The sequence below is a fragment of the Metabacillus sp. B2-18 genome (assembly GCF_021117275.1).
GTDB lineage: Bacteria > Bacillota > Bacilli > Bacillales > Bacillaceae > Metabacillus.
Map to the genome: position 1 here is coordinate 917,559 of NZ_CP088245.1, position 14,084 is coordinate 931,642.

Genomic DNA, 14,084 nt, shown 5'->3' on the forward strand with positions numbered 1-14,084 from the left:
AAGGTAGGTGAATAGTTCATGGAAAAAATATTAGAAGTGAAGGATCTACACATTTCCTTCCACACATTTGGAGGAGAGGTTCAGGCGATTCGAGGGGTAAACTTTGACCTATTCAAAGGGGAAACTCTTGCAATCGTTGGTGAATCCGGATCAGGAAAATCAGTTACAACAAAATCAATTATGCGCCTTTTACCTGAATCTAATTCAGAAATTAAAAAAGGTGAAATTTTATTTGATGGAAAAGATTTAGCAAAGCTTCCTAATAAAGCAATGCAAAAAATTCGTGGTAAAGATATCTCAATGATCTTTCAAGATCCAATGACATCGTTAAATCCAACGATGAAGGTTGGAAAACAAATTGTGGAGCCTATTACAAAGCACCAAAACTTAAGTAAATCGGCTGCAAGAGAACGTGCAATCGATTTATTACGTTTAGTAGGAATTCCGCAACCAGAAGAGCGTTTCAATCAATATCCTCACCAATTTTCAGGTGGTATGAGACAAAGGGTAGTCATTGCAATTGCTCTAGCTTGTAATCCAAAGGTTTTGATTGCCGATGAGCCTACAACTGCTCTAGATGTGACAATTCAAGCTCAAATTCTTGAATTAATGAAGGATCTTCAAAAGAAAATTGATACGTCCATTGTTTTCATCACTCATGACCTTGGTGTAGTAGCAAATGTAGCGGACCGAGTGGCTGTTATGTATGGAGGAAAAATTGTGGAGATTGGAACAGTGGATGAAGTATTTTATAATCCACAGCATCCATACACATGGGGACTTATCAGTTCAATGCCAAGTCTGGATTCAGAAGATGCAGAATTATATGCAATCCCAGGTACACCACCTGACCTTTTAAATCCACCTTTAGGTGATGCATTTGCTGCTCGAAATGAATATGCTATGCAAATTGATTTAGAACAACAGCCACCGATGTATCAAGTATCACCTACACATTACGCTGCAACATGGTTGTTGCACCCAGATGCGCCTAAAGTTGAACCGCCTATAGCTGTTCAACGCCGTAGACGTCAGTTCCCTGGAAACAAGGAGGGAAAATAAATGGCAGAAAAGAAATTACTTGAAATTAAAAATCTGAAGCAGTATTTCAATGTTGGCAAGCCGAATGAAGTTAAGGCTGTTGATAATATTTCATTTGATATTTATAAAGGAGAAACACTTGGTCTTGTAGGGGAATCCGGTTGTGGAAAATCTACAACAGGTCGTACAATTATTCGATTGTACGATGCGACTGGTGGAGAGGTTCTTTATGATGGCGTCAACGTTCATGGAAACAAATCAAAAGAAGAATTAAAAGCTTTTAACCGTAAAATGCAGATGATTTTCCAAGATCCATATGCATCGTTAAATCCACGTATGAAAGTTTCTGATGTTATTGCTGAAGGAATTGACATTCATGGTCTTGCTAAAACGAAAAAAGAGCGTATGGATAAGGTTTATGAGCTTTTAGAAACGGTTGGTTTAAACCGTGAGCATGCTAACCGTTATCCCCATGAATTTAGTGGTGGACAACGTCAGCGTATCGGAATTGCTCGTGCTTTAGCAGTTGATCCTGATTTCATCATTGCCGATGAGCCGATCTCTGCTTTGGACGTATCTATTCAAGCTCAGGTTGTAAACCTAATGAAAAAGCTTCAAAAAGACAAAGGTTTAACTTACTTATTTATTGCCCATGACTTATCAATGGTTAAATATATAAGTGATCGTATTGGAGTTATGTACTTCGGTAGACTAGTTGAGCTAGCAACAGCTGAGGAGCTATATAATAACCCAATTCATCCTTACACACAGTCTCTATTATCAGCAATTCCATTACCGGATCCAGATTATGAACGCACTCGTGTGAGAAAAACCTATGACCCAAGTCAGCACAATTATAAACCTGACGAAGAAGTTGAATTCAGAGAAGTAAAACCAGGACACTTTGTTATGTGTTCACAAGCTGAATTTGAAAAATATCAAAAAGAACATGGTAATAAATAATAATATCAAGTGACTGCCTAGATAGGTTATGTTATCTAGCGTAAACAATATAATAAAAAAGACCATCAAATTGTAAACTGATTGATGGTCTTTTTTGTTGATATAAAGATCTTCATCACATTTCCCTTATAACGATCATTATTAAATGTAAAATGGGTGAAACTATTTAAAGTTGATTGTAGCGAAAGGTGCGAGACTCCTGCGGGAGCAGCGGGACAGGTGAGACCCCGCAGGCGTGAAACGCTGAGGAGGCTCACCGCACGCCCCGCGGAAAGCGAGCAACCTGTAGCGGAAATCAACCAACACAATGCCCCGTAACAAAGGGTTTTCTTATATTTAATTCCATCTTAACGCATACAATAACTGAGGGGACAAAAAAATCAGGTTCTTTTATTTACATGTTTAATAAAAAAAAAGAAGGGTATAGATAATTATGGGAGAATTTATTAAATGGTGATAGGAGCAGAAAAATGAACTGGTATGAAAAGTTAAATCAGTATTTTCCCATCGAAGAGATGAAGTCTAAAGATCACATCGAGGCCTTACTAGAAGAAAAAGGTGACATTTACCATAAAGATGAAGGAAAAAAGCATGTCCTGATGTATGCCGAGCTAGATGATTTTATCTTCATTGACTACCTATTTGTATCAAAGGATGCAAGGGGAGAAGGCTTAGGCAGCAAACTAATTGATAAATTAAAGAAAAAAAACAAACCAATTATCCTCGAAGTTGAACCAGTAAATTATGAAGATACCGATACAGCAAAAAGACTAAAGTTTTATCAAAGACAAGGGTTTAAACATGCTAATACAATCGGATATGAAAGAAGATCTCTTGCAACAAATGAAGTAAACAAATTAGAAATTCTTTACTGGGCTCCAAATGATGAATCAGAAGAAACAATCTTTCAGGCAATGCAAAAAACATATAAACTTATTCATACATTTAAAGATAAGGAATTATATGGTGAATCTTATCAACCTGTTCATGAAGTATTATCGATGGATGAGGAAAATAAACATAACATTTTCGATGAGTTAAGTTAATTGAGAATGAGTTTACTGACTTATATGGATGGATATAATTACAACTTATCCATATTAAGTCACTACATATCAAGAGTTTTCCTAGTTTTTTTAAGGATTGTAATCGTTTTGTCATACTTTTAACGTAATATCTATATCCATACTTACTTTTTTATAGTATAATCAATTTAGTAATTCTTATTTAAAGTAATTTTAATTATATAGACGTTTTAGTTTTAACTCATTCTATATTTAGAGGAGTGAATGTTCATGGTTACATTGTATACATCACCAAGTTGTACTTCATGTAGAAAAGCAAAAGCATGGTTAGAAGAGCACGAAATTGCATATGTTGAAAGAAATATTTTTTCTGAGCCTCTAAGCATTCAAGAAATTAAAGAAATTTTAAGAATGACAGAGGATGGAACGGATGAGATTATTTCTACTCGTTCTAAAATCTTTCAAAAGCTAAATATCAACTTAGAAACTATGCCTTTACAAGATTTATATAATTTAATTCAAGAAAATCCAGGACTTCTTCGCCGTCCGATTATAATCGATGAGAAGAGATTACAAGTTGGATATAATGAAGATGAAATCCGTCGTTTTCTTCCACGCCGTGTTCGCACATATCAACTACAAGAAGCACAGCGCTTAGTTAATTAAATATGAAAACTGAAGAGGCAAATAATTTGCCTCTTTGTTTGTTATGTTTTTTAGTAAAGCTTTGTTAATCCCTGCGTGCAGTCTGAAAGTTGATCATTTGGTGGTACAGAACACCTGCTAATATAATAAATGAGGCTGTAATATAAGGTATGCTCATTTCAAGCATTGGGTGTGAATAGAAGATTCCCTGTAGTTTAGGTTCTTCTACAATCATTTTCCCTGAAGTAAAGGCAAGCAGACCGCCACCAATATAAACAAGGAATGGATACTTTGTTAATAGGACGAGGATTATTTTACTTCCCCAAATAATAATAGGTATTGAAATAAATAACCCCATTGCTACTAGTACCATATGACCCTGTGCTGCTCCAGCAACTGCTAAAACATTATCAAATCCCATTAATAAATCAGCAATGACGATTGTTTTGATGGCTCTCCATAGTGATGGATGACTTTTTATTTTGCTTGTGTCATCTTCTTTACCTGCAATTAAGTTGTAGGCAATATAAAGTAGGAAAACCCCACCAACTAATTGTAAAAAAGGAATTTTCAACAAATAAACAGCTATTAAAGTAATGAAAATTCGAAATACAATTGCGAGCATGGTTCCTAAAATGATTGCTTTATTTCGTTGCAAAACGGGTAAATTACGACAGGCTAAAGCAATGACTACAGCGTTGTCAGCACCAAGTACTAGATCGATGCCTATGATCATGAGAAGTGATAAAAGAAAATCTTGTTCCATAGTTAATACCCTCTTTTCAGCAGAAAAAGTATAGAAGTTTGTAATTTTTTTTGGTGTCTAGCTTCAGGCGCCATCGTCGAAGCACAGGACGTGCAAGTGCAGTCATTGCGATTGACATCGCGTTTTTGACTGCCTCGAGGTCATAAGTCAAATAGGAATTGAAGGCAGAGAACACCTTCCATTCCTATTCCCCTTATGCTTGTCGCCGAAAACTTAGCGCCTTTCGCTTTTCTAATGCTCGTACAATTATATGAAAACATTCATAAGATATGCTTGTAGAATCATATAGGTAAAATAACTGTTTTTGAAAATTCGGAGTTTTTTTATTTCATTTAAGTACTTTTTATCATAAAATAGGAGTACAAGATTCTTTCATAATTGAAGGTTCTAAAGCACTAGTGTGAAGATTTTCTAGCTTTTTTTGGAGGATATTTACACTTTCCCTTTACCCACGGTTAAATAGTTGAAAATTTGGGTAAAGTGTAGTAAAGTACAACTACCCTGAGGGGGGTTGTCCCTTCAACATCTTATATAGAAGGGAAGGTTGAGTAATGGAGATTGAACGTATAAACGAGAATACTGTAAAGTTTTATATCTCATATTTAGATATAGAAGAGCGTGGTTTTGATCGCGATGAAATCTGGTATAACCGTGATCGAAGTGAGGAACTTTTCTGGGAAATGATGGATGAAGTTCATGAAGAAGAAGAATTTATGGTTGAAGGTCCACTTTGGATCCAAGTTCAAGCACTAGATAAAGGGCTTGAGGTAATCGTAACGAAAGCTCAAGTGTCTAAAGACGGACAAAAGCTAGAGCTTCCTATTTCTGACGATAAACTTAAAGAAATCCCGGTGGATGAAAATATAGAATCATTGTTAGATCATCATTTTAATAAGTCGAATGATTCACAGGAAGATCAAATTGAAGAATTGGAACAACAGCTTCAGTTTGTCTTAAAGTTTAATGATTTAGAAAATATTATTTCTTTGTCTAAGTATTCATCTCTTTCAGGAATGACGAATCACTTATTCTCACTCGACCAAAATTACTATTTATTTGTTGAGTTTGAAGACGAAGTGAGTGATGAGGAAATTGAGAATACATTGAGTATTCTACTTGAATATGGACAAGAATCAAGAGTAACCATTCATCGACTTGAGGAATATGGTAACTTAATTGCAAAAGACTATGCATTAAATGTGATAAGAAAACATTTTTCATAATAGATCAAAGTTGGGAGAGACCGATTTCATGTAAATCGGTTTTTTTTATTCATTGTAAAAAATATGTTCTTTTCTTGGGTAAAAACAAGGCCGAAGTAACAAAATAGTGAGACATGTGAAGACAAAAGGATGACTCAATGTTTCGTTTTTTTGAATGAAGGGAAGTAAGACTAAAAATAAGTCAGGTGAAACTAATGAAGTTTACATTCAGAATACTATTATTTGTCACATTAATTGCTTCCATTATCTTAATAACGAAAAGTCTTTGGGGAGATTGGATTGTTGGTTCTGTAAGTGTTCTTTTTACACTCTCAATTATCTTTATATGTGTTGTGATCTTCCTTGAAAATAGACATCCGTCTCATACTATTACATGGTTGGTTGTTTTAGGTGGTTTTCCATTAGTTGGATTTTTCTTTTATTTATTTTTTGGAAGAAATATAAGGAAAAGACGTCTATTTGATAAAAAAGCGCTGTTGGATGAAAAAGCATTTTTAGAAATTGAGGGTAACCATCATTCATATCAAGATAAAATCAATCGAATGGGTAATCATCAGCAATTATTGTTTAAACTAGCCCATCGTTTAGGACATAGTCCTATATCATTTGCTACAAAAACAAAGGCTTTAACAGATGGTATTGAAACATTTGATCATATCTTTCGTGAGTTGAAAAAAGCCAAGCATCATATTCATCTTGAGTATTATATTGTCCGTCATGATCAGGTCGGAAATGAATTGAAAAACCTTTTAATTGAAAAAGCTCGAGAGGGTGTTGAAGTTAGGTTTTTATATGATGCGGTTGGAAGTTGGAAGCTTTCCAAGGAATACATTAGAAGTATGGGGAAAGCTGGGATTGAAATGGTTCCTTTTCTGCCTGTTCGGATTCCTTTTTTGAATAATAAAATTAATTTTCGTAACCATCGAAAAATTATTGTTATAGATGGGGAAGTGGGTTTTGTCGGTGGTTTAAATGTTGGCGATGAATACTTAGGTAAGGATACTTACTTTGGATATTGGCGTGACACCCACCTTTTAATTAAGGGTGAAGCTGTTCGAACTCTACAAATGATCTTTTTGCAGGATTGGTATTATATGACAGACAAAAAGCTGTTGTTTCAATCTTACTTAAGCTCTAACTCTGATGATTTGGAAGAAACGGGTGGAGTTCAGTTAATTGCCGGTGGTCCTGATAATAAGTGGGATGTTATTAAAAATTTATTCTTCTCGATGATTATTTCTGCCAAAGAGTCAATCTGGATCGCATCTCCATATTTTATTCCTGATGAAGATATTCTAACGGCTTTAAAGGTGGCTGCACTGAGCGGAATTGACGTAAGACTGCTAGTACCTGAACGTCCCGATAAAAAGATTGTTTACCATGCTTCAAGATCTTATTTCCCAGAGCTACTAGATGCAGGTGTTAAAGTATACGAGTATAAAAAAGGATTTTTACACAGTAAAATTGTTATTGTTGACTATGAACTTGCATCCATTGGAACAGCGAACATGGACATGAGAAGCTTTCACTTGAATTTCGAGGTAAATGCATTTCTATATAGAACTGGAAGTACACAAAAACTTGTAGATGCCTATATGAATGATATTGATCTATCGAGAGAAATCATTATGGAAGAGTTTGCGAAGCGGTCTTTTGCTATAAAGCTTTTTGAATCAGCGGCACGCCTTATGTCGCCATTATTATAGTTAGAAAGAAGTGCTGCCTAATTGGTCAGCGCTTTTTCTTTTTTTATGATCTAAAATTTAATTTTCACGATTTGTCCTATTTCTCTTTATGTGGATAATAAAAAGAAAAAGGAGAGGAAGCTTTTGTTTGTAGCAAATGATCAAAGAGGTAATCAACTTAATGTAGCAGAGAAAAAGTGGACAATTGAAAGGTTAAGAAAGATAAGAGAAAACAGCACTTTTATTTGCCCTCAATGTCAGAACGAATTAGATTTAAAAATTGGTTCAATCATATCAGCACACTTTGCTCATAAAAAGCACTCTGACTGTCCGTCTAGTAAGGGAGGACCTGAAAGTCAGTATCATATGAGAGGAAAGCTTGAATTATATGATTGGCTTCAAATAGATGAAAATGTTATACATGTGGAACTAGAACCTTTTATAACGGATATTAAGCAGCGTCCAGACCTTTTAATCAACGATCATCAACAAACCCTAGCAATAGAGTATCAATGCTCACCAATTGACTTAAACATACTTCAAAAGAGATCTGTTATGTATAAAAAAGCAAATATTCCTTTTCTATGGATTCTAGGTGGGAAGTTACTCAAAAGAACAGGAGAAAGATCATTTCAACTCTCACAGTTTCAATGGCGTTTTACAAGTAAAATGGAAGATGGCTCACTTATGATCTATGCCTATTGTTCTAATATAAAAGCGTTTATCATTATAAGAACTATCATCCCATTTTCTTCTCAAGTTGTTTTTGCCAACCAGTCAATTATTCCTAAAGAAACAATATCGTTTACGCAGTTAATAAAACCGCAGTTTTGTCCCATAAATTTTTATGAAAATTGGTTTCATAAAGTTAGAACTTTTCGCTTAAAGCCTTTTCCATTTACTACGAAGCAAGCCAGTACTCTAAATCAATTCCTATATCAAACAAAGCACACTTCTCTTCTTTATCTTCCATCACACGCATTTCTACCCCTTAAATTCAACTACTTAATAGAATCACCTGTCTTTGTATGGCAAGGATGGGTGATGACGTTTATTGATGAAGTACCTTTAAACTCTACCTTTACCTTTCATTATATTTATGAAAGAACCAAAAAAAAGGTAAAAGATCGATTACTCTCGGTTCGGGTTCTGCCACAAATAAATGTACACTATTCCCAAGTTATTTATGAATACCTTGAAAAGCTCTCAGAGTTATCTTTTATCACTAAGGTAGAACACCATATATATATAAAACAGCAGACAACTAATTGGGTAATAACTATTGATGAATTACTAAACCAGGATGAAGAGTTAATGAAAGAGCTAAAACGAGGATGATGTATAGCAATTATTTTTTTGAACACATTAAAAGGGAGATATTAACAACAAGAGGTGATCATATGTTTAATAAAAAGCGTAAACGTAATCCAGTTTTATTTATGGCATCTATGCTTGGAGTAGGTGCAGCTGCTTACTATTTGACAAAAGAAGCTACACAGGGTGAAGATAGAGGTAGTAACAATCAAACATATCCATCTGAAAATCCTTTCGATTATATTGGGAAAGATTTTTAATTGGCTCATGCGGAGAAAAAACTTCGGGAGGGATGGGTATGAACAAGAAAAAAATGCTATCAATTATGACGGCATTAACACTCATGAGCTCAATGAATACAAGCTCCGCATACGCCATTAATTTAAAAGGGGGAAATGGTATGTCAGAACAAGCGGCAGTGAAAAAATTACCTTCTAGAAATGAAATAAAAACAGAAGACACGTGGAGACTTGAGGACATTTTTGAAACAGATGAAGCTTGGGAAAAAGAGTACAAAGAAATACAAGCAGCTTTACCTAAGTTGGCTGAATTCAAAGGAAAACTAAGTGAAAGTGCCAATACACTCTATGAAGCACTTTCTTATCAAGATGGTGTAATGGAGCGTTTAGGAAAGCTTTATACATACGCACATATGAGATACGACCAGGACACAACAAACTCCAAATACCAGGCACTAGATGATCGTGCAAAAAGCTTATATACACAGGCTTCTAGTTTAAGCTCTTACATTGTTCCTGAAATTCTTTCAATTGATGAAGAGAAGATAAAGCAATTTTTAGAAGAAAAAGAAGAACTGAAGCTGTATGAACATGCTCTTGATGAAATCAATCGCCAACGTCCACATGTTCTTTCTGCTGAAAAAGAAGAGCTATTAGCAGAAGCATCAGATGTCTTAGGCGCTGCAAGTAATACATTCGGAATGCTGAACAATGCCGATTTAACATTCCCGACAATTAAAGATGAAAACGGAGAAGAGGTTGAAATTACTCATGGCCGCTATATCCGCTTTTTAGAAAGCGAAGACCGTAGAGTACGTGAAGAGGCATTTAAAGCCGTATATAAAACGTATGGTGATTTTAAGAATACATTTGCTAGTACATTAAGTGGAACCGTTAAGAAAGATAATTTCAGTGCAAAGGTAAGAAATTATGAATCTGCAAGACAAGCTGCATTAAGCAGTGATAACATACCTGAATCTGTTTATGAAAACCTAGTTAGTACTATTCATGATCATTTAGATCTTCTTCAGCGCTATGTGAAGCTTCGTAAAGAGGTACTAAACCTTGATGAAGTTCATATGTATGATCTTTATACACCTCTTATTAAGGACGTCAAAATGGACGTTACCTATGATGAAGCAAAAGATTATATTCTAAAAGGACTTCAGCCACTTGGTGATGAATATATCTCGATTTTAGAAGAAGGCTTTGAAAACCGCTGGGTTGATGTTCATGAAAATAAAGGAAAAAGAAGCGGTGCCTACTCATCAGGAGCATATGGAACAAATCCATACATCCTCATGAATTGGCAGGACAATGTAAATAATTTATTTACACTTGCGCATGAGTTTGGACATTCTGTTCACAGCTACTATACGCGCAAAGAGCAACCATATACATATGGAAATTACTCCATTTTCGTAGCGGAGGTTGCATCAACGGCTAATGAAGCTTTATTAAATCACTACCTTTTAAATACAATTGATGATGAGAAAAAACGTTTGTACTTACTAAACCACTTCCTTGAAGGATTTAGAGGAACTGTTTTCCGTCAAACAATGTTTGCTGAGTTTGAGCATATTATTCATCAAAAGGCACAAGAAGGTGAGTCGTTAACACCTGAATTACTAACTAAAACATATTATGATCTTAACAAAAAGTATTTTGGTGATGACATTGTTGTAGATGAAGAAATCGGCTTAGAGTGGGCTAGAATTCCACATTTCTACTACAATTATTATGTGTATCAATATGCTACAGGCTACAGTGCTGCAACAGCTCTAAGTAACCAGATTTTAGAAGAAGGTCAACCTGCAGTTGATCGTTACTTAGAATTCCTAAAAGCAGGAAGCTCAGATTACCCGATTGAAGTTTTAAAGAAAGCCGGTGTTGATATGACATCTTCAGCACCAATTGAAGAAGCATGTAAAGTGTTTGAAGAGAAATTAAATGAAATGGAAGAGCTATTGGCTAAGGTTAAACAATAATTAAGCTACATGAAAAAGGAATGTGCCATTTATGTGCACATTCCTTTTTCCATTAAAAGCCTCTAAACGTTTTCCTATGATTAATAAAATAAAGTGTAACAAAAATTGAGATCAATAATAATGGAGATGTGATATAAAGAGGGACAAGATTCATGAACCCTAATACATTAATGAAGAATAACACAATCGTAAGCACTGTGAGCAATACAATCCATCTTAGCTTCACATATATCCTCCTTGTCTATTTTCTATTTATTATTGTATATGTTTTTATCTTCTACATTATCCATTAAGTTGAGACGAGTTCTTTTTAAGCACAAAACAATATAAGTAGAAATTATTCTAAGATAATAGGTTTTGTGACATTTTTGTGAAAAAGAAGTATCGCACTTGTCAATAGTCGACATATTTTGATATATTATAGATGTGAAATTAATCACAAACAAACATTTACCCCTTTGTTTGACCGTGAAAAATTTCTCCCATCCCCTTTGTTGTCGTTAAGACATAAAAAGAAGACCCTTTACTTTGTATGGGGTCTTTTTATTTTGCCTCGAAAATAAGAATCGGAGATAAACCGTTTGAAATCGAAGATAAAGGTTCAGGAATCGAAGATAAATTGTTTAAAATCGTAGATAAAGTTTCAGGAATCGGAGATAAACCGTTTAAAATCGAAGATAAAGGTTCAGGAATCGAAGATAAACCGTTTAAAATCGAAGATAGCGGTTCAAGAATCGGAGATAACATTCACAATCGAAGATAAAAGTCTAAGAATCGAAGATAAACCGTCCAAAATCGAAGATAAAGGTTCAAGAATCGGAGATAACATTCGCAATCGAAGATAAAAGTCTAAGAATCGGAGATAAACCGTCCCAAATCGAAGATAAAAGTTCAAGAATCGAAGATAAACCACTCGAAATCGAAGATAAACCACTCGAAACCGAAGATAAGACCTCAAGACCCGCGGATAAACCTATTAAAATTGCGGTTAAGACCCAAAACAATCAACTAATTAGAGGGAAATCACTTATATTTTAATAGAAATAAACCCTATATCGTAAACAAATCCATGAAATACATAAAAACATGAGCATTCTCCTTATAAAGTAACGGCCTCCTTGCACACCCTCCCCCTCATTTCATCCTCGCCAGCTCTCTTATAACTCTGCTATTCTAGTAGTATCAAATCAAATCAGGTTTTAAGAGGGAAGGGAGCTCGTAACAATGGAAGTAACAAGTATACATCCTGCAGTTGCTGTGATTATTTTTGACGAAGAAGGTCGAGTGCTTTTGCAAAAACGACGAGATGTTGGGTTATGGGGAATTCCTTCGGGTCATGTAGAGCCTGGTGAGACGGTGGAGGCTGCTGCGAAACGCGAAGTACTTGAGGAAACAGGCTTACATATTGAAGTTGATAAGCTCATTGGCGTTTATTCTGATCCAGCTTCACAGGTTTTTCACTATCCAGATGGGCGAGTGGTTCATTTTATCACCACCTATTTTTCAGCGGCTATATCTGGTGGTGAGCTTGAAGTAAACGAGTCAGAATCCTTAGAAATAAAGTTCTTTCCACCTTCTAATTTGCCAAACGAATTACTAAATATGCACCCTAACTGGTTAATAGATGCTCTGGAAAAACAGGAGGCTGCATTCATTAGATAATCCCGGGCTCAATTCTCTTACGCAGAAGCGTCATTTCACCAATTGTTTGCCCCTGTAAAAGTTCAGCTCCATCAACAACAGACGCAAAAAAAGGAATGGCGTCATACCATTCCTTTTTATTATTACCCTATATATCTCCAGAAAGTACCGTGTTTTGCTTGTACCTTTTCAACAGTTTGAGATAGAACTAATTTTTTTAATGTTTTTTCAACATCAGCTATTGTCATATTATATACCGATGCTATTTCAGCAGTGGCAACAAATTGGTAGTGAGCTAGGAATGCTTCTAATGGAGGGGTGTGGGAAGGCTTAATATCATCGCCCACCATTTCTTTTAAGACTTGAACATATAAATCATACGTATAAATGCCTGTTATTTTTAAGCCTTCTCTTTCTACCTCTTCACTGAAAAAAGCAAGTGTAGGGATTTCCTGGACATCCATTTCAGAAGTGATTTTCAAGTCACATTGCAAAGCTTTTGCTGAGCTTTCTGAATGAAGGTCTTTTCTGAATTCATTGACGTCAAGTCCGACATCTTTTGCGATTTCAACTAAAATTTCTTCATCTGAAACATTTTGACTTTCAATAAATAGTACTTCCTGCAGCTTTCTCATAAATTTAAGAGCTGCTTTTCGTCCTTGAAGTTCAGCTGATTTTATTGCTAGTGAAGCTGTGTATGGACTTGATAATGGATTTTTTAGCCACACATTTCCATCACATGACATTCCAGTACGACTGCCTGTTTTTTCCCAGGCCTGTGCAAGCTTTTCAGGTTTTTTTCTTTTTGAAACGTTTAGTGTTGCAAGACGGCCGCTGATAATATATTTTAGCGTGAAAAGTCGTCCGTATTCTATTTGTAATTTTTTTATGATTGGTTCCAAGGCCCAGCATTCAGGGCATAAAGGGTCAACAAACATATAGATTTCCAATGGCTTATCAGGGTGACCGTTACAGTGTGAGAAAAAGAGGGAGATGTTTTTATTCTCATGATGTCCCATCAAGATATCCCTCTTTACTGTCTGGTGAATTCACCATATGTTCAGCAGTAAGTTTTAAGCGGTGCAATAGAAAGTCCTTTACTTCCCCCTCGAGTTGAACTTCCTTCATTGCTTTCTCCATACAAGCAATCCATGCTTTTGCTCTTGAAGGTGTGATTTCAAAAGGAAGATGTCTTGCTCTGAGCATCGGATGGCCGTGTTCCTCGGTGTATTCTTGAGGGCCACCTAAGTACTGTGTGAGAAATTGCTTTTGCTTTCGTGCTGTTTCAGTTAAATCATCTGGAAAAATGGGAGACAATAACGGATGTTTTTGTACGTTTCCATAAAAGGTATCAACAAGCTGCGAAAGAGTTTCTGCTCCTATCGCCTCATAGGGTGTTAGATTTTGATTCGTCACGTTGATATCTCCTTTTCAAATTGCTAATGTTATTCTAATAAACGCAAAGTTTGTTATTGGAAAATGAATAGAAGAATGTTTATATATCAAAGAGTTTCACATCTATTAGGATAATATGACTACTTCAGCTTGCGTTAT

The 14,084-nt window shown here is 35.4% G+C and carries 15 protein-coding genes; 11 read left to right on the forward strand and 4 right to left on the reverse strand.

The genetic code is table 11. The features are described 5' to 3' along the window. The first annotated feature begins 18 nt into the window (after positions 1 to 18). The 4 genes from LPC09_RS04805 (at position 19) to spxA (ending at position 3,695) form a co-directional block, all read left to right on the forward strand. On the forward strand, positions 19 to 1,062 hold the full coding sequence (locus tag LPC09_RS04805; RefSeq protein ID WP_231309139.1) for an ABC transporter ATP-binding protein: 1,044 nt from the start codon (positions 19 to 21) through the stop codon (positions 1,060 to 1,062). After that, the gene (locus LPC09_RS04810; protein ID WP_231309140.1) at positions 1,063 to 2,004 is read left to right on the forward strand and encodes an ABC transporter ATP-binding protein; all 942 of its coding nucleotides are present in this window, start codon (positions 1,063 to 1,065) and stop codon (positions 2,002 to 2,004) included. Positions 2,005 to 2,474: 470 nt separating this feature from the next. Continuing rightward, entirely contained in the window at positions 2,475 to 3,050 is a 576-nt protein-coding gene (locus tag LPC09_RS04815; RefSeq protein ID WP_231309141.1) for a GNAT family N-acetyltransferase, read from the forward strand. Positions 3,051 to 3,299: 249 nt separating this feature from the next. Continuing rightward, positions 3,300 to 3,695: a transcriptional regulator SpxA gene (gene spxA / locus LPC09_RS04820; protein ID WP_098798697.1), complete on the forward strand. Its 396-nt coding sequence runs from the start codon at positions 3,300 to 3,302 to the stop codon at positions 3,693 to 3,695. Between the two features lie 64 nt (positions 3,696 to 3,759). Here spxA and LPC09_RS04825 read toward each other — a convergent pair whose 3' ends face one another. Beyond that, positions 3,760 to 4,440, reverse strand: a complete 681-nt coding sequence (locus tag LPC09_RS04825) for a TerC family protein (protein ID WP_231309142.1) — start codon at positions 4,438 to 4,440, stop codon at positions 3,760 to 3,762. A gap of 551 nt (positions 4,441 to 4,991) precedes the next feature. Between LPC09_RS04825 and mecA the strand changes: the two genes are divergently transcribed. The 5 genes from mecA to pepF all read left to right on the forward strand — a co-directional run bounded on the left by mecA (position 4,992) and on the right by pepF (position 10,889). Beyond that, positions 4,992 to 5,663, forward strand: a complete 672-nt coding sequence (mecA, locus tag LPC09_RS04830) for an adaptor protein MecA (protein WP_098798695.1) — start codon at positions 4,992 to 4,994, stop codon at positions 5,661 to 5,663. Between the two features lie 194 nt (positions 5,664 to 5,857). Next, positions 5,858 to 7,369 (forward strand): cardiolipin synthase, encoded by a 1,512-nt coding sequence (gene cls / locus LPC09_RS04835; protein WP_098798694.1) that lies wholly within the window; start codon positions 5,858 to 5,860, stop codon positions 7,367 to 7,369. 123 nt (positions 7,370 to 7,492) lie between these two features. Next, entirely contained in the window at positions 7,493 to 8,686 is a 1,194-nt protein-coding gene (locus LPC09_RS04840) for a competence protein CoiA (protein WP_176551168.1), read from the forward strand. Positions 8,687 to 8,748: 62 nt separating this feature from the next. Further along, positions 8,749 to 8,922, forward strand: coding sequence for a hypothetical protein (locus LPC09_RS04845; protein ID WP_162987558.1), 174 nt, complete (start codon positions 8,749 to 8,751; stop codon positions 8,920 to 8,922). Between the two features lie 140 nt (positions 8,923 to 9,062). Then, positions 9,063 to 10,889 carry an oligoendopeptidase F gene (gene pepF, locus LPC09_RS04850; RefSeq protein WP_098798721.1) on the forward strand — a complete coding sequence of 609 codons (1,827 nt, stop codon included), beginning with the start codon at positions 9,063 to 9,065 and terminating at the stop codon, positions 10,887 to 10,889. Positions 10,890 to 10,941: 52 nt separating this feature from the next. Here pepF and LPC09_RS04855 read toward each other — a convergent pair whose 3' ends face one another. Then, positions 10,942 to 11,100: a hypothetical protein gene (locus LPC09_RS04855; RefSeq protein WP_098798720.1), complete on the reverse strand. Its 159-nt coding sequence runs from the start codon at positions 11,098 to 11,100 to the stop codon at positions 10,942 to 10,944. Positions 11,101 to 11,421: 321 nt separating this feature from the next. On the opposite strand from LPC09_RS04855, the gene LPC09_RS04860 reads away from it, so the two are divergent. Continuing rightward, positions 11,422 to 11,652: a hypothetical protein gene (locus tag LPC09_RS04860; protein ID WP_098798691.1), complete on the forward strand. Its 231-nt coding sequence runs from the start codon at positions 11,422 to 11,424 to the stop codon at positions 11,650 to 11,652. A 461-nt stretch (positions 11,653 to 12,113) separates the two neighbouring features. Further along, positions 12,114 to 12,551 carry an NUDIX domain-containing protein gene (locus LPC09_RS04865; protein WP_098798690.1) on the forward strand — a complete coding sequence of 146 codons (438 nt, stop codon included), beginning with the start codon at positions 12,114 to 12,116 and terminating at the stop codon, positions 12,549 to 12,551. Positions 12,552 to 12,673: 122 nt separating this feature from the next. Here the strand turns inward: LPC09_RS04865 and LPC09_RS04870 are convergent, their stop codons facing one another. Further along, positions 12,674 to 13,549, reverse strand: coding sequence for a ClpXP adapter SpxH family protein (locus LPC09_RS04870; protein WP_231309143.1), 876 nt, complete (start codon positions 13,547 to 13,549; stop codon positions 12,674 to 12,676). Further along, entirely contained in the window at positions 13,536 to 13,946 is a 411-nt protein-coding gene (locus LPC09_RS04875) for a globin domain-containing protein (protein ID WP_231309144.1), read from the reverse strand. The genes LPC09_RS04870 and LPC09_RS04875 overlap by 14 nt, the downstream gene beginning before the upstream one ends. Positions 13,947 to 14,084 lie beyond the last annotated feature (138 nt).